The sequence below is a fragment of the Rhizobium sp. R634 genome (genome assembly GCF_002211305.1).
GTDB lineage: Bacteria > Pseudomonadota > Alphaproteobacteria > Rhizobiales > Rhizobiaceae > Rhizobium.
Genome location: NZ_LOKW01000010.1, coordinates 51,970 through 75,247, shown reverse-complemented (window position 1 = coordinate 75,247; position 23,278 = coordinate 51,970). Strand labels below are relative to the sequence as shown.

General features: G+C 61.5%; 26 protein-coding genes and 2 pseudogenes. 16 read left to right on the top strand and 12 right to left on the bottom strand.

Annotation, left to right across the window (positions count from 1 at the left end; translation table 11 throughout):
• Positions 1-41 precede the first annotated feature (41 nt).
• The 3 genes from ATY77_RS13455 to ATY77_RS13445 all read right to left on the bottom strand — a co-directional run bounded on the left by ATY77_RS13455 (position 42) and on the right by ATY77_RS13445 (position 3,034).
• Complete coding sequence (locus ATY77_RS13455; protein ID WP_088687738.1) at positions 42-911, bottom strand: DUF3313 domain-containing protein; 870 nt, start codon at positions 909-911, stop codon at positions 42-44.
• 105 nt (positions 912-1,016) lie between these two features.
• Positions 1,017-2,363: a HAMP domain-containing sensor histidine kinase gene (locus ATY77_RS13450; protein ID WP_088687737.1), complete on the bottom strand. Its 1,347-nt coding sequence runs from the start codon at positions 2,361-2,363 to the stop codon at positions 1,017-1,019.
• Positions 2,363-3,034, bottom strand: a complete 672-nt coding sequence (locus tag ATY77_RS13445) for a response regulator transcription factor (RefSeq protein ID WP_088687736.1) — start codon at positions 3,032-3,034, stop codon at positions 2,363-2,365. The genes ATY77_RS13450 and ATY77_RS13445 overlap by 1 nt, the downstream gene beginning before the upstream one ends.
• 643 nt (positions 3,035-3,677) lie before the next feature.
• On the opposite strand from ATY77_RS13445, the gene ATY77_RS13435 reads away from it, so the two are divergent.
• Both ATY77_RS13435 and ATY77_RS13430 read left to right on the top strand, forming a co-directional pair.
• Positions 3,678-4,868: an XRE family transcriptional regulator gene (locus tag ATY77_RS13435; RefSeq protein ID WP_088687734.1), complete on the top strand. Its 1,191-nt coding sequence runs from the start codon at positions 3,678-3,680 to the stop codon at positions 4,866-4,868.
• 30 nt (positions 4,869-4,898) lie between these two features.
• Entirely contained in the window at positions 4,899-5,354 is a 456-nt protein-coding gene (locus ATY77_RS13430) for a DUF4411 family protein (RefSeq protein ID WP_190237628.1), read from the top strand.
• Here the strand turns inward: ATY77_RS13430 and ATY77_RS13425 are convergent, their stop codons facing one another.
• Positions 5,355-5,888, bottom strand: coding sequence for a helix-turn-helix domain-containing protein (locus ATY77_RS13425; RefSeq protein ID WP_088687732.1), 534 nt, complete (start codon positions 5,886-5,888; stop codon positions 5,355-5,357).
• A gap of 89 nt (positions 5,889-5,977) precedes the next feature.
• Here ATY77_RS13425 and ATY77_RS13420 point away from each other — a divergent pair, with 89 nt between their 5' ends.
• The 5 genes and pseudogenes from ATY77_RS13420 to ATY77_RS13405 all read left to right on the top strand — a co-directional run bounded on the left by ATY77_RS13420 (position 5,978) and on the right by ATY77_RS13405 (position 9,671).
• Positions 5,978-6,619: a dihydrofolate reductase family protein gene (locus ATY77_RS13420; RefSeq protein ID WP_088687731.1), complete on the top strand. Its 642-nt coding sequence runs from the start codon at positions 5,978-5,980 to the stop codon at positions 6,617-6,619.
• 185 nt (positions 6,620-6,804) lie between these two features.
• Positions 6,805-7,008 (top strand): hypothetical protein, encoded by a 204-nt coding sequence (locus ATY77_RS13415; RefSeq protein ID WP_088687787.1) that lies wholly within the window; start codon positions 6,805-6,807, stop codon positions 7,006-7,008.
• A 424-nt stretch (positions 7,009-7,432) separates the two neighbouring features.
• Positions 7,433-7,849: pseudogene (locus ATY77_RS33445) on the top strand (AAA family ATPase); the annotation flags it as partial.
• Positions 7,832-8,722, top strand: a complete 891-nt coding sequence (locus ATY77_RS13410) for a DUF4143 domain-containing protein (protein WP_348627671.1) — start codon at positions 7,832-7,834, stop codon at positions 8,720-8,722. The pseudogene ATY77_RS33445 and the gene ATY77_RS13410, both read left to right, overlap by 18 nt.
• A 136-nt stretch (positions 8,723-8,858) precedes the next feature.
• A complete protein-coding gene (locus tag ATY77_RS13405) occupies positions 8,859-9,671 on the top strand; it encodes a hypothetical protein (protein ID WP_088687730.1) in 813 nt (270 codons plus the stop codon).
• Between the two features lie 64 nt (positions 9,672-9,735).
• Here the strand turns inward: ATY77_RS13405 and ATY77_RS13400 are convergent, their stop codons facing one another.
• A complete protein-coding gene (locus ATY77_RS13400) occupies positions 9,736-10,068 on the bottom strand; it encodes a helix-turn-helix domain-containing protein (RefSeq protein ID WP_088687729.1) in 333 nt (110 codons plus the stop codon).
• Positions 10,069-10,159: 91 nt separating this feature from the next.
• On the opposite strand from ATY77_RS13400, the gene ATY77_RS13395 reads away from it, so the two are divergent.
• Positions 10,160-11,020 (top strand): NmrA family NAD(P)-binding protein, encoded by an 861-nt coding sequence (locus ATY77_RS13395; RefSeq protein ID WP_088687728.1) that lies wholly within the window; start codon positions 10,160-10,162, stop codon positions 11,018-11,020.
• 50 nt (positions 11,021-11,070) lie between these two features.
• Here the strand turns inward: ATY77_RS13395 and ATY77_RS13390 are convergent, their stop codons facing one another.
• Entirely contained in the window at positions 11,071-11,448 is a 378-nt protein-coding gene (locus tag ATY77_RS13390) for a helix-turn-helix domain-containing protein (RefSeq protein WP_088687727.1), read from the bottom strand.
• A 153-nt stretch (positions 11,449-11,601) separates the two neighbouring features.
• On the opposite strand from ATY77_RS13390, the gene ATY77_RS13385 reads away from it, so the two are divergent.
• Both ATY77_RS13385 and ATY77_RS13375 read left to right on the top strand, forming a co-directional pair.
• The gene (locus tag ATY77_RS13385; protein WP_088687726.1) at positions 11,602-12,441 is read left to right on the top strand and encodes an SDR family oxidoreductase; all 840 of its coding nucleotides are present in this window, start codon (positions 11,602-11,604) and stop codon (positions 12,439-12,441) included.
• A gap of 728 nt (positions 12,442-13,169) precedes the next feature.
• A pseudogene (locus tag ATY77_RS13375) lies at positions 13,170-13,702 on the top strand (AAA family ATPase).
• Positions 13,703-13,879: 177 nt separating this feature from the next.
• Here ATY77_RS13375 and ATY77_RS13370 read toward each other — a convergent pair.
• Positions 13,880-14,347: an Lrp/AsnC family transcriptional regulator gene (locus ATY77_RS13370; RefSeq protein WP_088687724.1), complete on the bottom strand. Its 468-nt coding sequence runs from the start codon at positions 14,345-14,347 to the stop codon at positions 13,880-13,882.
• Between the two features lie 124 nt (positions 14,348-14,471).
• Here ATY77_RS13370 and ATY77_RS13365 point away from each other — a divergent pair, with 124 nt between their 5' ends.
• Positions 14,472-15,686: an argininosuccinate synthase gene (locus ATY77_RS13365; RefSeq protein ID WP_088687723.1), complete on the top strand. Its 1,215-nt coding sequence runs from the start codon at positions 14,472-14,474 to the stop codon at positions 15,684-15,686.
• 202 nt (positions 15,687-15,888) lie between these two features.
• On the opposite strand, the gene ATY77_RS13360 is transcribed toward ATY77_RS13365, so the two are convergent.
• Positions 15,889-16,416, bottom strand: a complete 528-nt coding sequence (locus ATY77_RS13360; RefSeq protein WP_088687722.1) for an alpha/beta hydrolase — start codon at positions 16,414-16,416, stop codon at positions 15,889-15,891.
• 104 nt (positions 16,417-16,520) lie between these two features.
• Here ATY77_RS13360 and ATY77_RS13355 point away from each other — a divergent pair, with 104 nt between their 5' ends.
• Both ATY77_RS13355 and ATY77_RS32840 read left to right on the top strand, forming a co-directional pair.
• Positions 16,521-17,006, top strand: a complete 486-nt coding sequence (locus tag ATY77_RS13355) for an Lrp/AsnC family transcriptional regulator (RefSeq protein ID WP_088687721.1) — start codon at positions 16,521-16,523, stop codon at positions 17,004-17,006.
• A gap of 252 nt (positions 17,007-17,258) precedes the next feature.
• Positions 17,259-17,432, top strand: a complete 174-nt coding sequence (locus tag ATY77_RS32840) for a hypothetical protein (RefSeq protein WP_190237627.1) — start codon at positions 17,259-17,261, stop codon at positions 17,430-17,432.
• A gap of 81 nt (positions 17,433-17,513) precedes the next feature.
• Here the strand turns inward: ATY77_RS32840 and ATY77_RS13350 are convergent, their stop codons facing one another.
• The 3 genes from ATY77_RS13350 to ATY77_RS13340 form a co-directional block, all read right to left on the bottom strand.
• Positions 17,514-18,890, bottom strand: coding sequence for a TIGR02594 family protein (locus ATY77_RS13350; protein WP_088687720.1), 1,377 nt, complete (start codon positions 18,888-18,890; stop codon positions 17,514-17,516).
• Positions 18,891-19,035: 145 nt separating this feature from the next.
• Positions 19,036-19,626 (bottom strand): hypothetical protein, encoded by a 591-nt coding sequence (locus ATY77_RS13345; protein ID WP_088687719.1) that lies wholly within the window; start codon positions 19,624-19,626, stop codon positions 19,036-19,038.
• A gap of 27 nt (positions 19,627-19,653) precedes the next feature.
• Entirely contained in the window at positions 19,654-20,037 is a 384-nt protein-coding gene (locus ATY77_RS13340) for a hypothetical protein (protein WP_088687718.1), read from the bottom strand.
• A 190-nt stretch (positions 20,038-20,227) separates the two neighbouring features.
• Between ATY77_RS13340 and ATY77_RS13335 the strand changes: the two genes are divergently transcribed.
• Together ATY77_RS13335 and ATY77_RS13330 are read left to right on the top strand one after the other, a co-directional pair.
• Positions 20,228-21,403 (top strand): MFS transporter, encoded by a 1,176-nt coding sequence (locus ATY77_RS13335; RefSeq protein ID WP_088687717.1) that lies wholly within the window; start codon positions 20,228-20,230, stop codon positions 21,401-21,403.
• A 69-nt stretch (positions 21,404-21,472) separates the two neighbouring features.
• Positions 21,473-21,907, top strand: a complete 435-nt coding sequence (locus ATY77_RS13330) for a hypothetical protein (RefSeq protein WP_245314334.1) — start codon at positions 21,473-21,475, stop codon at positions 21,905-21,907.
• Between the two features lie 36 nt (positions 21,908-21,943).
• On the opposite strand, the gene ATY77_RS13325 is transcribed toward ATY77_RS13330, so the two are convergent.
• Complete coding sequence (locus tag ATY77_RS13325) at positions 21,944-22,327, bottom strand: VOC family protein (protein WP_088687715.1); 384 nt, start codon at positions 22,325-22,327, stop codon at positions 21,944-21,946.
• 172 nt (positions 22,328-22,499) lie between these two features.
• Between ATY77_RS13325 and ATY77_RS13320 the strand changes: the two genes are divergently transcribed.
• Positions 22,500-23,276, top strand: a complete 777-nt coding sequence (locus ATY77_RS13320) for a phosphodiester glycosidase family protein (RefSeq protein ID WP_088687714.1) — start codon at positions 22,500-22,502, stop codon at positions 23,274-23,276.
• Positions 23,277-23,278: the final 2 nt, after the last annotated feature.

The window sequence follows — 23,278 nt, the reverse complement described above, 5'->3', positions numbered from 1 at the left end:
CGTCCCGGCAGCCCAGCCTCGGGGTGGGGCTGAGCATTCGGTCAATAAGCGGCGGCCGGCTTCGGCTTCTTCTCCGTCCATTGCGGCGGCGCGCCGTATTTTGCGGCGACGGCGCCGACCAGCCCGGGTTCGCGGCCGAAGGCATCGCAGGCGACGTATTTCGGCTTGCCGCCCAGCCAGGATTTCATCCGCTGGCGGGAGGGAAGCGAGAGGTCCAGCCCCTTCGGCTCCTTGCCTGCAATCAGCATGCGCGAGAATTCGCTGCTGAATTTCGAGGCGAGGCCGTAGGCGTCGCCCACCTCGGAAACGCGCGGATTGTTCTGCAGCGAGTTCGCCCCGCGTGCCCAGACCATCGCCGCCCGCTGCGCGCCTGATTTGTCGACCGCCTCGGCTTCCACCGCCAGCCCGCCGAGCCCGACCGGCAGGCGCGGCACGCCGACCGGCAGCGCAAAGCCCGTGCCGACGGTGACGACCGTGGAAACGCCCGCCATGGTCTTGTTGGTCGGCACGATGTCGGTGACCATCGAGCGGATCGTCAGGTCCGCGCTCCCGCCTGCTGCCACCATCTGGTATCTGTCGCTCAGGGAAATGCAGAGCGCCCGGTCGAGCGCATTGGCGACCATCGCCCGGTCGGCAGGCGATTTGATGCGGCTCGCCGCAGCGAAGCCGAAGCGTGTCGGCTCGATCGCCACCGTCTTGATCGGGGCGAGACTGAGGCCATCGACATAGACGCGCGATTTCGAAAGCTTGCCCTTCGGCGCGCCGAGATTGGAATAGGTGGAGAGTGTCCCGCTCGCCTTGAGCGGGACCGAGCTGCACCCGGCCGCAGCAGCGGCCAGCGCCAGCGGCAACGCGAGCGACACCGCTTTCGAAGCCTTTGAAAAAGATGAAATAAAAGGATTTCTGCGCACTCTCTCTGGCCTCCGTCGCCGATAATGTCAGGCGAAATTGGCGGCGAAGAATTGCGGCAGCATTACATCGTTTCCGGCAGCATCGGCTGCCGGAAACAACCGGCGTCATCCGAGTTGGATCGCCACCTCGGTGCCGGCCGCGGCACTTGCGATGCGAACCTCGCCGCCATGGTTCAAGACGATCTGCTTGACGAGGCTGAGGCCCAGCCCCGCCCCGGTGCTCTTCGGCGTGACGCGGTAGAAAGGCTCGAACACCAGTTCCCGGTGCTCGGCCGGAATGCCCGGCCCCTCGTCGGCCACGCTGATCCGCCCGCCGCCCATATCCGAGACTGAGACCGTGATCATGCCTCTGTTGCCGCCATGGTCGATGGCGTTGCGCACCAGATTGCTGACGGCCCGCGGCAGCGCCGAAGGGCTGCCCTTGCGTTTCAGGCTCTCGACCTCACTCTGAAACGAGATCTGGTAGCCGGCGCCGATGGCGAGCGGCGCAAGGTCGGCCACCACGCCGCGGGCGATCTCGACGAGATCGACGGTCTCCTGGAGATCGCGCGCCTGATCGTTTCGCTCGAAATCGAGCAGCTGTTCGGCGGTCTCGGCGAGACGCGCGACGTCATCGAGCAGCCGCCTGCGATCCTGCCCCTCCGCCGTCCCGTCGATCCGGGTCTGCATGATCGCGATCGGCGTCCTCAGCTCATGGGCCGCATCCATCAGGAAGTGCTGCCGCTTGCGGAATTCGTTTTCCAGCCGGCCGAGCGCCTCGTTGAAGGCGATCACCAGCGGCGCGACCTCCCTTGGAATGCCGTCCAGCGGCAGGCGCGCATCGTAGCGGCGCGGCTCGATCTCCGAGGCTTTGCGGGCAACCTCGCTGACGCTGGCAAGCCCCCGCCCGACGATCCTCGGAACGGCGAGAAAGACCGCGGGCAAGGCAATGGCAAGCAGCGGCACGTAGATCGGGTAGACGGCGCCCATCAGCGTAATGACAGGCCAGCCCTTGTCGGCGACGCCGCCGAACAGAACCCTGAGCTCGCCGATCGCTGTCTCCACGCTTTCCACCGAAGCGATCTCGTCCGTGCCTGCCGATCCCCTGATATCGGCCCCTTCGAACAGATAGGTCAGGCGCGCAAGCTCGGCATAGACTGGAGGAACGGTCCCGTAGGAGACGAAAGACCCCTTCGTCGTCGCCGCGACATACCAGAGCCCGTCATACTGCCGCTTGAGCGCCTCGAGCTCCGGCGTATCCCTTATCTCGAGCCGTCCTTCGGCATCGAGCGCAGCGGCCGGAGCCAGCGCCGCGGTAATATGATCCTCCAGCGCGACATTCGGAGAGAGGATCGTCGCGCCATAGAAGCAGAGCCCGATGGTGACCGCTGTCACCACGCCGACGAAGACCAGGCTGAGCTGCCAGCTGAGGCGCCACCAGAGCGACGGATTGGTGTTTCCTGCCCCGCCCATCATTCTTCCTTCATGAGATAGCCGACGCCGCGGATATTGTGGATCGAGACCTCCGCACCCGCATCGGCAAGCCGCTTGCGCAGCCGCGATATATGGGCGTCGAGCGCGTTCGACTGGATTTCTTCTTCATAGTTGTAAACGGCCGCCTCCAGCGTCGAACGCAACACCGTCTTCTCCTTGCGCCTGGCGAGCGCGGCCAGCACCAAAAGCTCGCGCCGCGGCAGATCGAGCGGTGTGTCGCCGACGGTGACGCTCAAATGCAGGGGGTCGATCACCATCCGCCCGGCCGTGATCTTCAGCTCGGAAAGGCTCGGCGGCCGCCGCAGCACGGCCCTGAGCCGCGCCATCAGTTCCTCCACCAGGAACGGCTTGCCGAGATAGTCGTCGGCGCCGAGATCGAGCCCTTCCACCCGCTCCTTCGGCGCGTTCAGCGCCGTCAGCACGATGATCGGCGTATCCTTGCCGGTGCGCCTCAGCTCCGGAATGAAGCGCAGCCCCTCGCCGTCGGGCAGGCGCCGGTCGAGCAGGATCGCGTCATAGAGGTTCTGCCGCGCCAGCTCCACGGCATCGGCAAGATGCGCCGTGTGATCGGTCACGATCCCATGCTTGTCGAGCGCCGCAGTCAGCGCTTCGGCCAGCTCCTTCTCATCCTCAATCAGCAGAATCCGCATCGCCCAACCAACCCTTGCGCCCCTGTTTCGGCCGCAAGGGTTGCAGCAACATTACGGAACTTGAAAGGCAGCCGGTCATGCTGCTGCAATTGTTCCACCGGAGGATCAGGCACCACAATTCAGGACCTCGACATGATCCACTTAAAATCCATCCTCCGCCTCCTGGAGACCTACTTCCTCTCCGCCTTCATCCTCGCCAGCCTGCTGGCCGGGCCGCTGATTATTTTGGTCGTGCGGTAGAGACTACGATCGAAAGCTGTCGCGAAAGACGCCGATCCGTAATTCGTTTTAGACTTGCTACTTGGCGAGCTCAAACCAGAAGACATGAAAACGACGATCGGAATCTGCTCGAATCGACGTGGATCAAATCTCGAAGGAACATAGTGACAAGCCGGCAACCCGGTGCGTTCAAGATGGCCGGCGCGACGATAGCCAAGATCAGCACTATGCGCGGAGGTTAGTTTACCTCTGCGGCGATAGAGGCATGGCAACACTTCATTGAGCGAGCTGACAAGGCTGTCGTCATCTTTGCGATCTCAGACACACGCAGGTTGGGAACCACATTGTTCGCGCCAGCTTGACCTATTATTTACAAACGCGGCTGAAAATGATCTTTGCCCGATGATGGGTGAGACGGACTGAAATGAGCAAACGACCTAAAGCAGCAATCAAGCCCGCTCTTTTAGTATGGGCCAGAGAGACCGCTGGATTTGACCTTTCGACCGCGGCTGAAAAGCTCGATGTCGACGAGGAAAAGCTTGTTGTCTGGGAGACTGGCGAGGACCAGCCGTCTATTCCGCAACTGCGCAAGATAGCCGAGCTTTATAAACGGCCTCTTGCGGTACTCTACCTTCCGGAGCCGCCCGTAACATTTCAGCCGATGCATGATTTTCGACGTTTGCCTGATCTCGGCCTCCGTCGCTTTTCACCGGAATTGACGCTTGAAATCCGTTCAGCGCAACAGCGGCGCGAACTTGCATTGGAACTGTTCGAGGATGCGGACGAAAAGCCACGGATCTTCAACCTTGCCACCAACATCAAGGAGAACCCGGAGGCTGTCGGCACGTCTATCCGGGAGGCATTGAAAGTTGATTACCAGCTTCAGGCTCGCTGGCGTGATCCCAGAGTCGCATTCCTTGCCTGGCGTTCAAAGATCGAGGACGCGGGCGCACTCGTGTTTCAAGCATCGCATATCGAAAGCGACGAAGCGTCTGGGTTTGCGGTTTGGGCAGACGTGTTGCCCGTGATGGTCATAAATCGAAAGGACGCTTATTCTCGCCGGGTTTTTTCGCTTCTGCATGAACTAGTCCACCTGATGTTGCGACAAAGTGGAGTTTCTGACTTAGAAGCGGACGGCCCGCGTCAGCAAAATGACGAGCGGGTGGAAGCGTTTTGCAATTATGTTGCGGCCGCCACATTGGTTCCTCAAGACTTGTTGCTCGCCGAACCCATTGTTGTGGCGAGAGGAGCCGGTCGCCACGAATGGAATGATGCTGAAGTCCAATCTCTTGCGACGACCTACAGCGTCTCTCGCGAAACCATCGCACGTCGGCTTCTGGCGCTTCAACGTGCGTCAGAAGACTTTTATGTGCGGAAGCGTCGGCAATATGCCGTGGAATACCAGCAGCAGCGCCAACGAGAGAAGGAAAAGAACGAAGGGAAGCCAATCCCACGTAATATGCCCCGTGAAACTGTTGCAGATTTTGGAAAACCATTTGTCCGCCGAGTGATCGAGAACTACCATCAGGATCGGATAAGCCTTTCGGAGGTTTCGGGATATCTGGGCGTGAAAGTTCGACATGTTCCCGGTATCGAACGGCAGTTAGGCTTTTAGTCGATGGCAGTGAGACGAGTAACTTACTGCATGGATACAAGCTCGTTGTTGCATGCCTGGTTTCGCGCATACCCGCCGAAACGCTTCCGCAGTCTTTGGTCTGCCCTGGATAAACTTATTGACGAGGGAAGATTGCTTGCCTCCATCGAAGTCTTTCATGAACTGAAAAAGAAAGATGATGACGTCTTCGCTTGGGCGAAGGTTCGAAAGGAGACACTTTTCCGCGAAATCGACGACGCGGTACAGAACGAAGTCGTCCGGATCATGCAAATCTACCCAAAACTCGTTGATACAGGGAAAGGAAAATCTGGCGGCGATCCGTTTGTCATCGCTCAGGCGCTGGCATCGACGCCGCAACTTGTCGTAATTACTCAGGAAGCTGGCGGCTCAGCCGACAAACCAAAAATTCCCTTTGTCTGCGATCGGGAAGGCATCCGCCATATCAATCTTCTGACGTTGATCGAGGAAGAAGACTGGAGCTTCTAGTTAGGTCAACGCCGCCCCCTCGCCAGCCGCCATCTTCCCCCGCACCTCCAGAAACGCCGCCGTCAGCCGCGCCAGCACCGGCGAGGTCACCGTCCCGTTCGCCCCGCCGACCGGATCGACGATGTGGATCTGCCGGAGATCCTCCATGAATTCGTCCCAGAGCGGCTGCCTGCCCTCTTCCAGAAGCTGCGCCCGAATGCTGAGATCCTCCGTCACCGGCAGGTGACGCCTGCCCCAGGCGCCGATCATGGCAAAGACGGGCACGAGCTGGATCGCCGGCTCCGTCAGGCTGTAGATCGCCTTCTGGCTGTGGCTCGGATCGTCCCGCTTGCTGATGAATCCGAGCGAGAGCAGCCGCTTCAGCCGCGCCGCCAGAATGTTGGAAGCGATGCCCTCCTGCGAATTGTTGAGCAGATCGCGGAAATGCCGGCGGTTGCCAAACATGATGTCGCGGATGATGATGAGGCTCCACCGGTCCCCCAGCACCTCCATCGTCAGGTTGATCGGGCAGCCGGACCGCAATTCCATATCCACGAGGTATCTCCTGTAAAAACCAGTTGCATTATAGGATCGCTTATGCGAGAAAACAACTAGTTTCAAATTGCAATCACATGGAGGAGAGCATGTCCAAGGTGCGCGTTGCGGGGTTTTCCGTTTCCGTGGATGGTTTCGGCGCCGGGCCGGAGCAAAGCCTGGATGATCCGCTCGGAAAGCGCGGGCCGGAAATGTTCCAATGGTTCTTTCACACCCGTACCTTCCGCGCCATGATGGGTAAGGACGATGGCTCGACCGGCATCGACGAGGATTATGCGTCGGGCGCCATGGCCAATTTCGGCGCCTTCATCCTCGGGCGCAACATGTTCGGCCCGATCCGCGGCGAGTGGCCGGACGATGCCTGGAAGGGCTGGTGGGGCGCCAACCCGCCTTACCATGCGCCGACCTATATCCTGACCCATTACCCGCGCGAGCCGATCGTCATGGAGGGCGGCACCACCTTCCACTTCATCACCTCGGGCATTCATGAGGCGCTCGACAAGGCAAGGGCTGCGGCCGGCGGCAAGGACGTCAAGATCGGCGGCGGCGTTTCAACCGTGCGCCAATATCTTCTGGCCGGCCTCGTCGACGAGCTGCACTTCGCCGTCGCCCCCGTCGTGCTCGGCAAGGGCGAAGCCATGTTTGCCGGCATCGACCTCCCCGCCCTCGGCTTCAGCGTCCGCGAGCATGTGGCGAGCGAAAAGGCGACCCACATCGTGCTGGCGAAATAGTCCTCTCATGCAGGCACGGCCGAGCCCACCACAGAATTTCAGCAGACGGTACAATAACGAACCGTTCTGACGAGCCTGTGGTGTTCTCGCGCAATCGGCGTAAGATAGTGGAGTCGGCCCATCAGATTTCGGCGGGACCGCTTGAGAGTTCATACGTGCTCTTGCCGTTACCGGAGGGCATGAAATTGCTTCAATCGCTCATTTCTCTCGATGACCGCGAAATAAACCTGGTCACTGACGCCGTTCAGCACTGGTGCAGCGAAAACAAGCTCGACATCGACAGCGTCGAAGGCCGCCGCGCCATCACCATCGCCGTCGACCTCGTCCAGACCAACACCGCGCCCGAGCAGCTTCTGGCCGAACTGTCACAGCAGATGAACCAGCGGTAAAACCATCCGCTTCAGCAAGCTTCATCCGAAACCTACTGCCTCAACCAAGGCAGCCCGCCAAGCGCCCCTTAATCAGAGGTGCCCACCTCGATGCCTCATTCTGGGGTGCCCGACCTCGAAGCCTCATCCTGAGGTGCCCCGTGAGGGGCCTCGAAGGACGAGGCGGGCGCGCCGGCGGTTGAGAGACGCAAGAAGCGGCGTTGGAGCACGTGCTTCCAGGGATCGCACTTCTCACTATCGCAATCTTTGGCCTCTCCCCAGCGGCAGGGCGCGCTGCATCTAATACCAGTTTCCTGCCACTCCTATTGCGCAATACAAGCCACCTCTATTGCTAATTCCACGCCAAATCTAATACCAATTCCGTGCCATCTCTATTGCTAATTTCACGCCATTCATCCAAAGATGGTCACACCGTCGTAAGCGGATGGAAGTTATGAGCGAATTGCTACCGCGTCATTTACAAACAGAGTTGGAGCACGCGCTGAGATCGTCTAAAGTCGTGAACATTGTTGGTCCACGACAAGTAGGTAAGACAACTCTCGTCCGAGACCTCTTAAAGACAGGAAATTTCATAACTCTTGACGACGAGAACGTCCTTGCCGCACTCGAAGCTGATCCGAAGGGATAGCTAGATGCTTTAATTGCCGAAATGCCCTCAGGCCCTCTGATCATCGATGAAGCCCAGCGATCGAAGAAACTGGCGCTCGCCATAAAACGGACAGTCGACGAAAATCGAAATATGGGTCAATTCGTCCTGACGGGCTCCTCCAATATTTTCACGTCCTCGCAGGTAGCCGACTCCCTTGCGGGCAGAGTTCAGACGATGACGATGCTTCCATTAAGCATGGCAGAAGCAAGACGCATGGGACCTGCGCGAATCCTTGATTGGGCATCCGCCGAGGATGGCCCCAATCCGGCAGCTCTACCAAAACCAGAGGCAAAGTCCCGAGCTGACTACATTGAAATGATTTTAGCAGGAGGATTTCCAGAAATACGGAACTTAGACGCACCGCAAAGGAGGCGTCGGTATCGCGACTACATTGACAGCGTGGTGGAACGTGACGTCGCTGACGTACTGAAGATCAGAAAGTCGGACACCATGCGGCGACTAATCGATCAACTTGCCGCCCGTGTTGGAAACGAGCTGAATGTCGAGAGCCTTAACAGGCAGTTTAATGGGGTTCAGAGAAAAACAATCGAAACTTACATGGATATTCTAACCAAGCTATCACTTTTGAAGCGACTTCCAGCTTGGACCTCTGGCGAGACAGGAAGGGACATCAGACATCCTAAGGTCCATCTTGTCGACACGGGTATCGCGTCTGCGCTGAGGAGTATGAACTCGCAGAGTTTTAATATCGATGCAAACCCGACGGCCTTGGGAGGGCTGTTTGAAAATTTCGTCCACAACGAACTGGCTAAATCTCTCCCGTTCCAAAAACAGGAATGGAGGCTCTACCATTGGCGATATGATAAAGGACGTGAAATCGACATCATCGCCGAGGCAGATCGAACGATCATAGGTTTCGAAATGAAGACCTCAACATTGGTCGAAGAAGATGATTTCCGACATTTGCGGTGGTTCAGAGACGATGGACCAGGCAAGACCTGGAACGTAATTGGGATTATCGTTTACATGGGGGATCGACTACTCTCCTTCGGGAAGAATATGTTTGCGCTGCCGCTCTCCGCCTTTTGGTCTTTTCCCGCATAGCGATTAGCCTCGAAAGAGGCTGCGCTTGGTGGCATTTGCGACATAACTCCGCAAACACGCAACAACTGCCACCCATCTTGCACATCCCCTCACCCTCACCTAAGGCAATGCAACCTCCCTTGCGCAAGGCCGCCCGGTGCTCCGCTTTACCCTCCACGCCCTGATCGTCATCATCCTCACCCTGCTCACCCAGATCGGCGGCATCGCCTATCTCCTCGCGCTGGCCGCCGCTCGCGCCATCGGCACGCGGCGCGTGCCCGCCAGGCTGGCGCTCTTCCTGCTTCTTTATGCCGGCGCCACCCTGGCCGCGAACTTCACCGCGCCGATGTTCGGCCGCGTTCCCCTCTCCTGCCTTGCCGGCGCCACAGACCGGCTCGTGGTCCGCTCGCCGCTCTACTGCGCGCTCAACCGCAACTACGTCACCCCAGGCGTCCGCGATCTCGCACAGGCCCTCGCCGCCCATATGGACCAGGCCTTTCCCGGCACCATCACCGTCGCGCTCGATGCGAATTTTCCCTTCATACGAGGCTTCCCGCTGCTGCCGCATCTCTCCCATGCCGATGGCAAGAAGCTCGATTTCGCTTTCTACTACAAGAATGCGGACGGTAATTTCCTGAATGGCACCACCCGCTCGCCGATCGGCTATTTCGCCTTCGAAGAGCCCGCCCCCGGCGATGAACTGCCCTGCGCCGGCCGCAACGACTGGCTCACCACTCGTTGGGATTTCGATGCGCTGCAGCCGCTCTTCCCGGCCTATCGCCTCGAGGAGCACCGCACCGCCGCCGCCATCGCCTGGTTGACGACGGAGGGCGTGGCGCGCTTCCACCTGCAGAAGATCTTCATCGAGCCGCACCTGAAAAACGACCTCGGCGTCACCGATGCCCACGTCCGCTTCCAGGGCTGCCGCGCCGCCCGCCACGACGACCATATCCATATCCAGGTCGAGTGAGCCGGCGCGCTCTACATCGATCGCCGTCTTGCGAGACGCCCGCCGACCAGACCGCGACGGGCGCTCAAAGCCGCTCCAGCCTGTCGTCCGGAATGGTTTCGCCCCAGGCGTTCATCGCATTCAGCACGTCGCTCAGCGATCTTCCCAGGTCCGTGAGTTCATAGACCACGCGCGGCGGCGTCTCGGCATAGGCCGTGCGCGTCACCAGCCCATGCGCTTCGAATCTGCGCAAACGGTGCGTCAGCGTATGGGCGCTGATCCCCGCCAATGTCTCCCGCAGCTCGGTGAAGCGTCTCGGGCCGTGCAGCAGCTCGCGCACGAGCAGCGTTGCCCACGGGCCGTCGAGCAGCAGCAGGAAGCGCTCGACGCCGCATTGCGGCAATTTATTTTCGCCCATGCCGATTTTTCTCCAATAGTGCATTTGACGTAACTGACTTCATTACTGCACCAACATTAATGCAATGTCTGCACTAATGAAAGGAAATCGCATGTCTTACGTCATCCATGGCGCCGCCGGCGCGCAGGGCGGGCCGCTCTTCAGGCGTCTGCTGGCCTCCGGCAAAGCCGCTGTAGGCGCGGTGCGCAACACCGCCGCGCTGGAAGGAAAACCCACCGTCGCGGTCGACAACGGCTCGGTCGAATCCCTGGTTTCCGCCTATCGCCATGCTGATGGTGTATTCGTTCACCTGCCGGTGACGGCCGAGCCCGAGCGCGTGCGGCAGGCGAAAAGCATCGTCGAAGCCATCAACCGTGCCAGGCCCGGCCGCGTGGTGATCTCGACCAGCGGATCGATCGTCGACAGCCCCGGATCGGTCTTGCAGGCGCCTGACGACAGCGCCGTCGCGATCCTCACCCGCGGCGTTCGCGAAAGCGGCCTCTCCCATGCGATCGTCGAGCCGCGGCTTTATCTCGAAAATCTCCTGCTTCCACCGATATTCGAGACGGTGAAAGCCGAAGGCATATTGCGTTACCCCTTCGGCGCCGATTTCGCCGTGTCGTGGAGTTCCCATCTGGATGTCGCCGAAGTCGCCGAACGGCTGCTTGTCGATCATTCGGTGAGCGGCCTCGTGGGCGTCGGGCAACGTCCCGGCCTCGATGGCGCGGCGCTGGCACAGGGCTTCTCCCGCCATCTCGGCCGTCCGGTCGCCTTCGAAGCGCTGTCGCCGGAAGGCTTTGGAGATCTCCTCACCCCGCTGTTCGGCCTCGGTGCCGCCGCCACCGTCGTCGGCCTTTATCAGGCGCTCGCCCAGGCGCCGGACAATGTCATTGCAGAAGAAACGAGCGCACAGCGCCGCCTCGCAATGGCGCCGCGCAGCGTTAGGCAGTGGCTGGCCGATATCCTGAACTGACCGGAAGAGCATGGTGCCGGAAAATCGCCGCCAGGCGCCGGCATCATGCCCTAATCCGCATAGGCCTCGTCATAGGCGCGCTGCGCGGCAAAGATCGCGTCCATGTTCTTTTCCGCCCAATGTGTCAGCGCCGACACCGTGTCGGTCAACGTGCGCCCGAGCGGCGTCAGCGCATATTCGACGGTGACCGGCACGGTGGGAAAGATCGTCCGCGAGATCAGACCGTTCCGCTCCAGCTTGCGCAGCGTCTGCGCCAGAACCTTCTGCGATATGCCCTTGATATCGCGGCGGATATGGTTGAAGCGCACCGGCCCGCTCTTCAGCCGGTCGAGAATGAGCAGCGCCCATTTGTCCGCCAGCCGGTCCAGCACCAACCGGGTCGGGCAGCGATCCTCAAAAACGTCATAGGCCTGTTCGATCGCCTTCATCTGCTCTCTCTTTGCCGGTTTAGATTTCTCCAGGGGAAGCGTAGGTTTCCCCGACGAAACCAGGTTACGAAAAAGTGCTCTCTTTTCCAATCCTGATTTGCCTGTATCTATCCAATCGTTAGATAGTTTCCAATAGATACCAAGGAGAGTGGCATGAGCAACAAGATTCTCGTTCTCGGCGCGACGGGCACCGTCGGCAGGCATGTGGTGGAAGGGCTTCTCGCCAAGGGCGAAGCCGTCAAGGCCGCTTCCCGCGCGGGCAAGCCGGTCGCCGGCGCCGAAGGCGTCGTCTTCGATTATGCCAGGCCCGAAACCTTTGGCCCGGCCTTCGAGGGCGTCGACCGCGCCCATGTGCTGCTGGCCTCGGGCTATGTCGATGCCAAGGGCATGCTGCTGCCGGTCATCGAAGCGGCCGCAAGCCGCAAGGTGAAGGTCGTCTTCCAGAGCGTGATCGGCGTCGATGCCGATGATTCCATTCCCTATCGCCAGGTCGAGATCGCGCTCGAAAAATCCGGCACGCCTTACGTCATCCTGCGCCCGAACTGGTTCTCCGATAATTTCCACACCTTCTGGAAGCCGGGCGTCGACCACGGCCAGATCGCGCTTCCGGCCGCCGACGGCAAGTCGAGCTTCATCGATGCCCGCGACATCGCCGCAAGCTCCGTCGCCGCGCTGACCTCCTCCGCCTTCGACGGCAAGGCCTTCAACCTCACCGGCCCGGAAGCCCTGTCCTACGAGCAGGCGGCCGCCATCCTCTCCGAGACTGTCGGCAAGCCGATCGCCTATAACGCCATCACCGACGAGGCCTTCATCACCATCCTGACCGGCGCCGGCGTGCCGGCCGATTACGCGAGCTTCCTCGCCTCGATCTTCTATCCCGTCCGCCAGGGCTGGACCGCCGTCACCACCGGCGACGTCGAAACCCTGACCGGCAAGCCCCCGCGCTCGCTGAAGACCTACGCCGCCGATTACGCCGCGGCGTTGAAGGCATAGTCGCAAGCACAAGCCTGCGCGCCGATCGCCACCGTCTTGGCTGGCGACAAACGCGCGCCCGTCGTCATGCTCCGGCTTGTCCCGAGCATCTGCCTCCGGTGCAGAAGATCCTCGGCACAAGGCCGAGGCGTCCGGTTTGTGCCGATAACCGCCCCTCGCCCTAACCCTCTCCCCCTTCCGACGGGGAGAGGGAACGTGCCCTGCGAGAGGCTGAAGAGAGACGGAGAGGTCGCGACTTGTCCCTTCTCCCCGCAAGCGGGGAGAAGGTGGCGGCAGCCGGATGAGGGGCAGAAACAGACCCCTTACATCACCATCGAACAAGCGCCTTGCCTCGCCGCGCCCGAACGAGCCAGATCCGGCCAACTCTCCAGCCCCAGACAGCCAGCCCGCATAGTGTGCTGGACGTGTAGCTGATCACCAGGATGAGGATGCAGGCGACCGCCACGAGAAGGCCGATTTCGTCATCGGCGTCGAAAGCCGCCTCAGCAAGCGCTCTGAAGAAAGATCCGGAATCGCGACGAGGCCGCCGTTTCCTAGTCTTCGCATCTTGGTCGCCCATCGCCCCTCCGCGGCATCAGCTTATCGAGAGGTAGGAACGCGACGGAGCGCTTGCAACGGCGGGCACGGGACGGAAGCGCAATATCGACGCCACTTGCATCGGCAAGATATGTCGGATGGAATAAGGCCTACGACGCCTGCCCTGACAGAGACCCGACCGACGACGCCAGATGTTCCGCCCCAACGAAATCCTCATCCTGACGGGTCCGCCCGGCTCAGGCAAAACCACCGCCGCAAGCCGCATCGCGCAGCTGCCCGGCAGCCCGAAGGTCCACCTGCATTCCGACGATTTCTGGAGCTTCATCAAGACAGGCTCCATCCCACCGTGGCAACCCGACGCCCAGTCCCAGAATGCAACGGTGATGGATGTGCTGGCAGGCGCGGCAGCCCGCTATGCCAAAGGCGGCTTCTTCGTCCTGCTCGACGGCATCATCGGCCCCTGGTTCCTGGATGCCTTCCGGGTGATCGAAGCCCCCTCCACTACATCGTCCTCCGCCCCGACCTCGACGAAGCCATCAAACGCTGCCGCGAACGCGGCGGCGAAACCCTGACCGAGCCCGCACCAATCTCCGACCTCCACCGCCAATTCGCCAATCTCGGCGCATTGGAACCCCACGCGCTGCCGGTCACAGGCCTGAGCACCGACGAGACCTGCGACGCGATCGCCAAGGCCATGGAAAGCGGCCGCTTCCGGCTGAAGTAGCCCGCGCAGGCCCGTGTGCCGCGCGGCGAAGACGCAACATTGTGCCGCAACGCTTTCCAGCGAGCCAAGCACCGCCCTCTCTCCAGCCTCATCCTGAGGTACCCCGCAGGGGCCTCGAAGGACGGGGCTGGCCACCGGCTCGGCAAACCCCCACTTGCTCGCTGGCCAAGGCGGCATCTATCGCAACGGCAGCTCGTAGCTCCGCTTCAGCGTCTCCATCGGCACATCGGTCTTCACGCTGAGCACGCTCGGAATACGGGTCAGGTGATCCGCCTGGAAGCGCCAATAGCTGTGCAGATCGGCGGTGACGATCCTTAGAACCGCATCGCACTCTCCTGTCGTCAGGTAGCATTCCATCACTTCCGGAAAGCGCCTGATGGCTTCGGCAAAGCGCAGCGTGACTTCGGCATCCTGCGTCTTGAACCACACGCGGGCGAAAACCGTCAGCCCGGCCCCGACTTTTTCAGGGTCGAGCACGGCGACATAGCGATCGATGATCCCCGCTTCTTCCAGCAGCCGCACGCGGCGCAGGCATGGCGAGGGTGAGAGCCCAACCTCCTTTGCCAGTTCGACATTCGAGATACGCCCGTCGCGCTGAAGGACGCGCAGAATATGGCGATCGATGGGATCGAGAGTGATTGGCATTTAATAGCTCTGCAGAATCCTAAGGCGGCATTATATGCCAAAGTTTCGCAATTTCTGGGATAATTCGCAAGCTCATTGCGACCGGCTTGATCTATCGTTCCACGTATTCCTGTGGAGAGAACAAATGGCAAGAAAGAAAGCAAAAATCGTCCTCGCCTACTCGGGCGGACTGGATACGTCGATCATCCTCAAATGGCTGCAGGAGACCTATGGCTGCGAAGTCGTCACCTTTACCGCCGATCTCGGCCAGGACGAGGAACTCGAGCCGGCGCGGGCGAAGGCCGAAATGCTTGGCGTCAAAGACATCCGTATCGTCGATCTGCGCGAGGAATTCGTCCAGGATTTCGTGTTTCCCATGCTCAGGGCGAACGCGCTCTATGAGGGGCAATATCTCCTCGGCAGCTCCATCGCCCGGCCGCTGATTGCCAAGCATCTCGTCACCATAGCCCGGGAAGTCGGCGCGGATGCCATCGCCCACGGCGCGACCGGCAAGGGCAATGATCAGGTCCGTTTTGAGCTCGCCGTCAGTGCGCTCGATCCGTCGCTCGAAGTCGTCGCCCCATGGCGCCGGTGGGACATCCGCTCCCGCGCTCAGCTTCTGGAATATGCCGAGAGGCACCAGATCCCGGTGCCGAGCGACAAACGCGGCGAAGCGCCCTTTTCGATCGACGCCAATCTCCTGCACACCTCGACCGAAGGCAAGATCCTCGAGAATCCAGCCGAGATCGCGCCCGCTTACATCTATCAGCGCACGGTCGATCCCGTCGATGCACCCGACGCTCCCGAGACCATCACCATCGGCTTCGAAGGCGGCGACCCGGTTTCCGTGAACGGCAGGCTTATGACGCCGGCGGCCCTGCTGAGCGAACTCAACCGGCTCGGCGGACGGCACGGCGTCGGACGGCTCGATCTCGTCGAAAACCGCTTCATCGGCATGAAGTCGAGGGGTGTTTACGAAACACCGGGAGGCACGATCCTGCTTGCTGCCCATCGCGGCATCGAATCCATCACGCTCGATCGGGCCGCCGCCCATCTGAAAGACGAGATCATGCCCCGCTACGCCGAGTTGATCTATAACGGCTTCTGGTTCGCGCCCGAGCGGGAAATGCTGCAGGCCCTGATCGACCGCAGCCAGGCCTTCGTCAGCGGCGAAGTGACGGTCAGGCTCTACAAAGGAAGCGCCACGGTCATCTCCCGCACCTCCCCCGCGTCGCTCTACTCCGCCGACCTCGTCACCTTCGAGGAAAGCTCGATCACCTACGACCACCGCGACGCCGAAGGCTTCATCCGGCTCAACGGCTTGCGGCTCAAAAACTGGGCAGCCCGCAACGGAGGGTGACCTTCCCCAAGCCCCGCCTTCCGGCGAGCCAAGCACCGCCCTCTCTCCAGCCTCATCCTGATGAGGTGCCCCGCAGGGGCCTCGAAGGACGGGGCTGACCACCCCGCCTTGGCAAAGCACGCGCCCTGCCCGCACAAGGCCTCACCCCCATTGGAGGCCACGGGACTATAAGATCAAATCGCCTCCCGCTCGATTTAAATCTTCATCCCGCAAAGGCCCGCAGCAATGCCAGCCCTTCGGGCCAATCGCCGAGCCCGCTCTGCCCGTTGACATGCCCCGCCGCGCCGATGATTTTAAGGTCGCTTCCCCATTCAGCCGCCCTCGCCTCGGCATGGGCGAGCGACCCATAGGGATCGTCGGTGCTCGCCACGATCAACGACGGGAAGCGGAAGCGCTCGCGCGGCGGGCCGGCAAAACCCGCCGCCTCCCCCGGAAAGGCCGCGGAGGAAGGATCGGGCACGGCGACGAGGAACGCACCGCGGGCCGGTGCGACCGAAATCTTCTGCCAATGCGCGACCAGCAGGCAGGCAAGGCTGTGGGCGACGAGAACCGGCGGTTCCGCCGCAGAGCGCACCGCCCGGTCCAAGGCCGCGATCCAGTCGGAAAGCTTCGGCTCGTCCCAGCTTGCCGGCGAAAAGCGGCGGATGGAAGGATCGGCCTCCTCCCACAGGCTTTGCCAATGATTGGTTCCGGAATTGCCGATGCCCGGCAGATGAATGAATTTGCTCACGCTTCACCTCTTGGCTGCTTTCAGCGCATATTGTCCGTTTACAGCAGCCGGGAGAATTGGCATTCATCGGAAAAGAACAGCGAAAACCGATGGATTGAAGGCAGATGGCAAAACTGACCGATTACCGCGCCGGGCTCGATCCGACCGATATAGCCATGATCGAGATCCTGCAGGACGACGGCCGGATCAGCGTCTCGGAACTCGGCAGAAAGGTCGGCCTCTCCCAGCCGGCCGCCTCCGAGCGGCTGAAGCGGCTCGAGGAGCGCGGCATTCTCACCGGCTACAAGGCGGTCGTCGATCCCGCCTCCCTCGGCCTGGGCATGATGGCGGTCATCCGCCTACGCACGACCCATGAACACATCAAACCCTGCCTGAAGCAGTTCGCCGAAATGCCTGAGATCATCGAGGTGCTGCGGCTGACGGGGGAGGATTGTTTTCACCTGAAGGTCGTCGTGCCCTCGCCCGCCGGTCTGGAGGCCATCGTCGATTCCGTCGCCCGATACGGCTCGGTGACGACGGCCATCGTCCTGCGCAGCGAGCGTCCGAAGCCGCTCGGCCGCGCATTGATCGCAAAACTTGGGGTGGCGTGACGCCTACAGCGTGTCGCGCAAAAGTGTGCGCGGTTTTGCGATAACGACACGCGTAAAAACAAAGATCTAAAGCACGGGAAGCGAATCTGAAAGATCGCGACGTGCTTTAGTCCTCATTTAAAACGATCTAAAAATCCTACACCGAGAATTAATCGATTTTAATTTTATCATTAAAATTTTCTTGTTGCGCCGCAATGGAAACTGGATTTTAACTTTGTGCGGGTGCTCAGTTGGTTCGTTGGAGGAACTCGCATGACTGTGACATTTCCGCTTACCGAGAAGCGCGATGCAGACGCATTGCTGAAGCATTTGACGCAGCACAAGCTGACTTTCCCGGGCAACTGCGCCGTGTCGCTGAAGGCCCAGGTCGCCCACGTTTCCTCGCCGCACACCACCGCGCTCGGCGCCGCCCGCACCGCCTGGTAGGTATCGTCCTTTCGCCGTGACGCCGGCGCGGCAGCCCGTCACGCCGGACTGCCGCAACCGGCACCCGCTCAGGCGATCCGCTCATCCCCTGCGGATGCCGAGCAACTTGTAATGCGTGCCGCCGAGATCGCCGTCCTTCGGATAGTTCTGATAGCAGACGCTGTCGCTCTGATTGCCGCCGAGGATCTTCACCGTCGGCCCGCCCTCGTCGGCGACGAAGAAGCCCACATGCCCATCCGAGCCGCTCATGGCGCCGCGGGCGAAGACGGCGATATCGCCTTCCCTCGGATTGTCGGTCACGTTCTCTCCCCAGTTCTTCCAGCTTCGCGCATCCTGCCGGTCGGTGCCGACCATGCCGGCCTGCTCGACGCAGAAATTGACGAAGGAGGAGCACCAGGCGACGCTGTCGTCCGTTCCCGACCAGTGGTTGGTGGATTTGTGATACATGACGATGCGCGGATTGTTGCCGCGGCCGGGCACCTCGGCGATGCCCCTTGCCAGCTCCGCTTTGGCGACCGTGTAAGGCGTCGTGCCGATCGCCTCTTCGATCGGGAAGCCGCCGGACAGCACCTTCAGGAAGCTCGCATGCATGTAGCCGTCGACCGTGCCGTCGCCGTCGAGATCGACCTTGGCCCATTCGCCGTGGCGCTCCAGGATGGTGACCGGCGTGCCGAGCGGAAGCGCCCTTTCGACGGCGAAGCTCTCGCCCGGCCCCCGGCGCAGGTTGAGCCCGCCCGCGGCGCTGACCTCGGCGAGTTCCGAATGCCGCTCGACCGAAGCCGCCAGTTCCCGGGAGGCGCCGAGCATCAAGGCGCTGCCCTCCGCATCGGCGCGGAACTGGCCGAAATCCTTCCATCTCCCGCCGACCATGTTGCCGTCATAGCCGATCCCCCGGTAGTTGAGTGGCGGATGGATCTGGTAGAGCGCCCATTGGTCGGTGGTGAGCATCGCCCGCGTGCCAGACCAGCCGGTCGCCGCCGCCAGCCAGATGAAATCCACATAGCCCGCATCGCGCACCGCCCGGCCGACCGCGCCGGACCCGTAGACGCCGACGCGGTACTTGCCGCTCAGCCGCCGCGAAACGCTCTTGAAATAGGCTTTGATCGAGGCGATATCGGCCGCCTTGTAGTAATCGTGATCGACGGAGAAGTAGATCGCCGAATTTTCCGGCTGCCCATAGGTCTCGGCCAGTGCGAGAGCCCGCTCGCTGTCGCGCGCCCCGGACTCGGCATCAAGATCGCCGATAGCGCCGCCGGCGCCGCCGCGCTGCTGAAAAACCACGGCCAACGACAGCCCCGCCTCGAGAATATCGTCATATTCGGCCTTCTCGATCCGCTTCTGCGGCAGCCTGTTGGAATTGCTGTGATTATAGTAACGAATGACCGTCTCGACGCCGGATGCTTTCAGCTGATTGGCATATTGGCCCAATTCCCATGGGCTATCGATGACCTTATGCATATCGATCCCCTCAATTCTTTAAGAATACAGTCAGCCCCGAAGTAAAATTATCACCCGCACTTTTAAGGTGCAATAATCACTAATGATTAACCGTCAATTGTCTCGACGAGCGTCGCTTTGCGGCACGCGCAGCAAGGATATGCGGTCACGCGGGACGGTCCTGATGCCACATCTCGAATTCGGCCACGCCGCGAATGCCGTGATCCATCACCGCTTCGTAAACCAGCGTGCTGGAAACCGTTGCCGCACCTTGCGAGCGCTCGGCCAGCACACTCTTGATCTCCAGGATCGCTTCCCGGTCCGCGTCGGTCAGACGCGGCAACAGGGTCTTCAGGTGAGCAATGTCGGGCTGCCGGTCGGGCTGATCGACCAGCCAGATGTCGATGGTCCACATCGTCTGATCCGGCATTTGAACGGACAGCCAGAGATAAAGCCCGTCGGGATATTTCCCCGGCTCCCTGTTCCATCTGCCGCTGTCGTTCCGAAAACGCACCGCGACGACGCGGTCCGTCATCCGCATCAGCCGAGCGCCGATGGCCGTAAACGCCTCGAACGCCTCGGCGTTGATCTCAGGGCAAACCACCGTGATATCGATGTCGCGGCGGACCATGAGCCCCATCGCCGAGCTTCCAACCCGGATCGCCTGCCCGAGATCGCCGAGCAGTTCGTCGAGCCGCAGCGCCCGAACGACCTCATCGGCCTGCAGCCTCCTCTGGACGTCTAGCAGATCGGACATGTTGTCTCCGTACACGCAGCCGCCTGATCAGCGAACAGGCGTGCAGCTGCCGACATCGGCCGGCTTGACGCGGCCGGCCTGGAGATCGCTCCATTGCGGTATCGACGGGTCGGGACCGCCGATCCTCGCGTCGAACGTGGCGCGGTCCACCTTGATCATCCGCCCGCTTGTCGTAAACGAGACCATCTCTTTCTTGCTGACATAGGCAAGGCTCGCATCCATCCGGCAGAAGAACTGCTTGCTGCCGTTGGAGACGACCCAGCCATAGGCGCCGGCCTTGCTCTTGGCGAGCTTGCCGACCGCGTAATTCTGCCCGGCGAGCTTGGAAAAGGATTCCGCCTGAGCGATGCCCGGCACGACGGCAAGACCGATCACCGCAACGGCGGCCAACTGCTTGAACGAAATAGACATCAAGTTTCACCCTGGATTGAAAGACACCAGTCCTCTACATCAAGAGGAGCCGGACACAACTTTAATCTGCACGAATGCTGAATGGGAAAGCAACAAGGCATCGGTTTTCGCGCCGGACTTTTGATGCCGGAATACCCGGCCATTCACCGGAAACGGATCTAACCAGCCAAGGCCGGAGCAAAGCCCTGACATGAAGCCGCATTACCGCATCTTCTTCATCCAGTTTGCCGTCGCCGTTTCGCTCGGTGCGCTTCTGTCGCGCCTGCCCGACCTGCAGGTGAAATTCGGATTGAGCGAAGGCGAGCTCGGTGTCCTGCTCGTCGCCATGTCCTCAGGCGTGCTCTTCGGCCTGACCTTCTCGGGACGGCTGATCGAAAGGCTCGGCGCGCGCAGCACGGCCTTCGTCACCGTCTTCGCGGCGGCGGTGCTGTTTGCGGCCATCCCGTGGATGCCGTCGGCGCCGTCGGCCGCGCCGCTGTTCTTCCTCGCCGGCATTTTTACCGGCGCCTTCGAGATCAACGCCAACATCGAGACCGACCGCCACGAGGCGCTGCTCGGCTATCGCATCATGAGCCGGGCGCACGGCATGTGGAGCCTCGGCTTCTGCCTCACCGCCTTCGTTGCCGCCGGCATGCGCCAGGCCGGCGTCTCGATCGAGCTGCACAGCCTCATCGTGCTTGCCGCCGTGCTGATCTCGGGCACGGTTGTCTTCTCCGGCATCGCCAACGCGCCCCGGCAGCCGGACACCCATCCGGGCGAGGCCTCGCATGTCTCCCTTCCCACAATCGGCCTCATGCCGCTTTGCCTGATTGCCGCGGCACCGCTTCTGGCCGAAGGCGCCAGCGTCGACTGGTCGACGATCTATATGCGCGACGTCTTTGCCACCCAACCCTTCGTCGGCGGGCTGAGCGTGACGCTGTTCTCGCTCGCCATCGCCATCGGCCGGCTCGGCATGGACCCGCTCGTCGATCGCTTCAATCCGCGCCCGGTCGCCATCGCCCTGCTGGCGATCGCCACCGCCGGCCTCGTTCTCGTGGCGATGGCGCCCAGTCCCCTCGTGGCGCTGATCGGCTTCTGCCTCACCGGCATCGGCTGCTCCTCGGTCTATCCGCTCGCCATCTCGGCCGCTGCCCGCCGGACGGACCGTCCGGCCTCGGTCAACGTCGCAGCGCTCGGCCAGACGACCTTCGTCGTCTTCTTCGCCGGCCCGCCGCTGCTCGGCTTCATCGCCGAACATTTCGGCATCCGCTTCTCCTACTGGGCCGTCGTTCCCCTGATGCTCGCCGCCCTGCTGGTCAACAAGGCGCTCGCCACCGCCCCCGCGACCGCCATGGGCGAGCCCGAACTCGGACGGCCGAATGCGTGAGCGGCAGGTCACAAAACCTCCGGAATTTGCAGCTTCAACGTGAAGACAAATCGCCGGGAGGAGATGCCTTTGTTCCGAAAGATCAGCGCCATGCTATCGGCGTCCTTGCTGCTCCTGCCCGCTGCCGCTCATGCGCAGAATATCTGCAAAACCAGTTACAAGCCGGGCGAACAGATCGAAACGCGCTTCATGGGCATGGAATATGCGCTGATGATGTTTGCCCTTGCGGAGAAATATTGCGGAGCGCCCCGGCAGCAGATGCGGCCATATTTTCTGGGACATCTTGAAAAGCACGGCTGCGGCCCCGGAACCGAGATTTACGCGGACGTCGAGAAATCGATAGCCTGGCTGGAGGACGCAAGCTTGAAGCGCCTCGCTCAAGGCGGAGATTCCAAGCTCGCATTGAGCGACCGGCAGGTACGGGAATGGGCATCCACTGCGGTTCAAGACCTTGGCGGCTGCGAGGCTCTGAAGCAGGGGCAAGATCAAGGGTTTCTGAAATAGGAGCAGCCGGTGCCCACCCCAGGCATCGCGCACCCCTCACCCATTGAACACGATGGCGATCTTGTTCCCGGCCGGGTCGCGCATATAGGCGGCGTACCAGTCCGGCCCGTATTGCGGACGCGGATCAGGCCCGCCTTCGTCCGTCCCGCCATTCGCCATGGCGGCCTCGTAGAAGGAATGCACCTCGGCGCGCGATTTCGCCATGAAGCCGATCATCGCGCCGTTTCCGGCGCTCGCCGGCGCACCGTCGAACGGCGTGCAGACCCAGAGAACGAACCCTTCGCCCGTCCCGCCTTCGGAATAGGCCCGCCAGCCCGGAAATTCCTGATGCTGCCGCCAGCCGATCGTCGCCAGGACGGCATCGTAAAAAGCATTCGACCTGACGGAATCGATCGCGCCGACCGTTGCGTAGACACTCATGATTTTCCCTCTCCCAGTTGCAGGTTCGGGTGATTTATAACTGGCAATTACGAACATAACAAGAACATTGGAAGCCACGGACAAGCCACCCAATCATTGCCCCCGCCCCACCGACCGCATATTGCAGTCCCACGGATAGCATTCACTGCCGATCTCAAAGAAAGCCCCGCCGATGCCCCCTCTCAAACACGCCCTCCTCGCCGCATTCACGCTGCTGGCGGCCGCAGCCGGCTCCCTGCGATCCGCGCAGGCAGACCCCTGCCAGCCGCAGAGCTTCGAAGGCGCCGATTACATCGTCTGCACGGTGGACCCCGGCAAAGCCGACCTTCGCCTGTTCTGGAAGGGCGCCGATGGCGAGCCGTACCGTTATTTCTCCAGCCTCGCCGAAGCCCTTCAGGCCGAGGGGCGCAAGCTCGTCTTTGCCGTCAATGCCGGCATGTACCGGCAGGATTTCTCGCCACTCGGGCTTTACGTCGAAAACGGCAAGGAGTTGAAACCCGCCAACAAGGCAAAGAACGACGGCTCCGCCGGGCCGGTGCCGAATTTCTACAAGAAGCCGAATGGCGTCTTCTACCTCGATGAAGCCGGCGCCACGATCCTGCCGACCGGCGAATTCCTCAAGCGCCGCCCGGCCGCGCGTTTCGCCACCCAGTCCGGCCCGATGCTGGTCATTTCAGGCAAGCTGAACCCGATCTTCATCCCCGGCTCCACCGACCGCACCCGCCGCAACGGTATCGGCATCTGCGCCGGCGGCGCGGTGCGCTTTGCAATCAGCGAGGACGGGGTGAATTTCCACGATTTCGCCCGGCTGTTCCGCGATCAGCTGCAATGCCAGGACGCGCTCTTTCTCGATGGCGGCCGCGGTGTCGGGCTCTACGATCCCGCGCTTGGCCGCAACGACCGCTCCTGGCACGGCGGCTACGGTCCCATCCTCGGCCTGGTCGAGTAACG

Excerpts from the sequence above, each read along its gene's own strand:
- ATY77_RS13450 (WP_088687737.1), bottom strand. The coding sequence starts at position 2,363 with ATGGGCGGGGCAGGAAACACCAATCCGTCGCTCTGGTGGCGCCTCAGC.
- ATY77_RS13445 (WP_088687736.1), bottom strand. The coding sequence starts at position 3,034 with ATGCGGATTCTGCTGATTGAGGATGAGAAGGAGCTGGCCGAAGCGCTG.
- ATY77_RS13435 (WP_088687734.1), top strand. The coding sequence starts at position 3,678 with ATGAGCAAACGACCTAAAGCAGCAATCAAGCCCGCTCTTTTAGTATGG.
- ATY77_RS13430 (WP_190237628.1), top strand. The coding sequence starts at position 4,899 with ATGGATACAAGCTCGTTGTTGCATGCCTGGTTTCGCGCATACCCGCCG.
- ATY77_RS13420 (WP_088687731.1), top strand. The coding sequence starts at position 5,978 with ATGTCCAAGGTGCGCGTTGCGGGGTTTTCCGTTTCCGTGGATGGTTTC.
- ATY77_RS13410 (WP_348627671.1), top strand. The coding sequence starts at position 7,832 with ATGACGATGCTTCCATTAAGCATGGCAGAAGCAAGACGCATGGGACCT.
- ATY77_RS13400 (WP_088687729.1), bottom strand. The coding sequence starts at position 10,068 with ATGGGCGAAAATAAATTGCCGCAATGCGGCGTCGAGCGCTTCCTGCTG.
- ATY77_RS13395 (WP_088687728.1), top strand. The coding sequence starts at position 10,160 with ATGTCTTACGTCATCCATGGCGCCGCCGGCGCGCAGGGCGGGCCGCTC.
- ATY77_RS13390 (WP_088687727.1), bottom strand. The coding sequence starts at position 11,448 with ATGAAGGCGATCGAACAGGCCTATGACGTTTTTGAGGATCGCTGCCCG.
- ATY77_RS13385 (WP_088687726.1), top strand. The coding sequence starts at position 11,602 with ATGAGCAACAAGATTCTCGTTCTCGGCGCGACGGGCACCGTCGGCAGG.
- ATY77_RS13370 (WP_088687724.1), bottom strand. The coding sequence starts at position 14,347 with ATGCCAATCACTCTCGATCCCATCGATCGCCATATTCTGCGCGTCCTT.
- ATY77_RS13365 (WP_088687723.1), top strand. The coding sequence starts at position 14,472 with ATGGCAAGAAAGAAAGCAAAAATCGTCCTCGCCTACTCGGGCGGACTG.
- ATY77_RS13355 (WP_088687721.1), top strand. The coding sequence starts at position 16,521 with ATGGCAAAACTGACCGATTACCGCGCCGGGCTCGATCCGACCGATATA.
- ATY77_RS32840 (WP_190237627.1), top strand. The coding sequence starts at position 17,259 with ATGACTGTGACATTTCCGCTTACCGAGAAGCGCGATGCAGACGCATTG.
- ATY77_RS13350 (WP_088687720.1), bottom strand. The coding sequence starts at position 18,890 with ATGCATAAGGTCATCGATAGCCCATGGGAATTGGGCCAATATGCCAAT.
- ATY77_RS13345 (WP_088687719.1), bottom strand. The coding sequence starts at position 19,626 with ATGTCCGATCTGCTAGACGTCCAGAGGAGGCTGCAGGCCGATGAGGTC.
- ATY77_RS13340 (WP_088687718.1), bottom strand. The coding sequence starts at position 20,037 with ATGTCTATTTCGTTCAAGCAGTTGGCCGCCGTTGCGGTGATCGGTCTT.
- ATY77_RS13335 (WP_088687717.1), top strand. The coding sequence starts at position 20,228 with ATGAAGCCGCATTACCGCATCTTCTTCATCCAGTTTGCCGTCGCCGTT.
- ATY77_RS13325 (WP_088687715.1), bottom strand. The coding sequence starts at position 22,327 with ATGAGTGTCTACGCAACGGTCGGCGCGATCGATTCCGTCAGGTCGAAT.
- ATY77_RS13320 (WP_088687714.1), top strand. The coding sequence starts at position 22,500 with ATGCCCCCTCTCAAACACGCCCTCCTCGCCGCATTCACGCTGCTGGCG.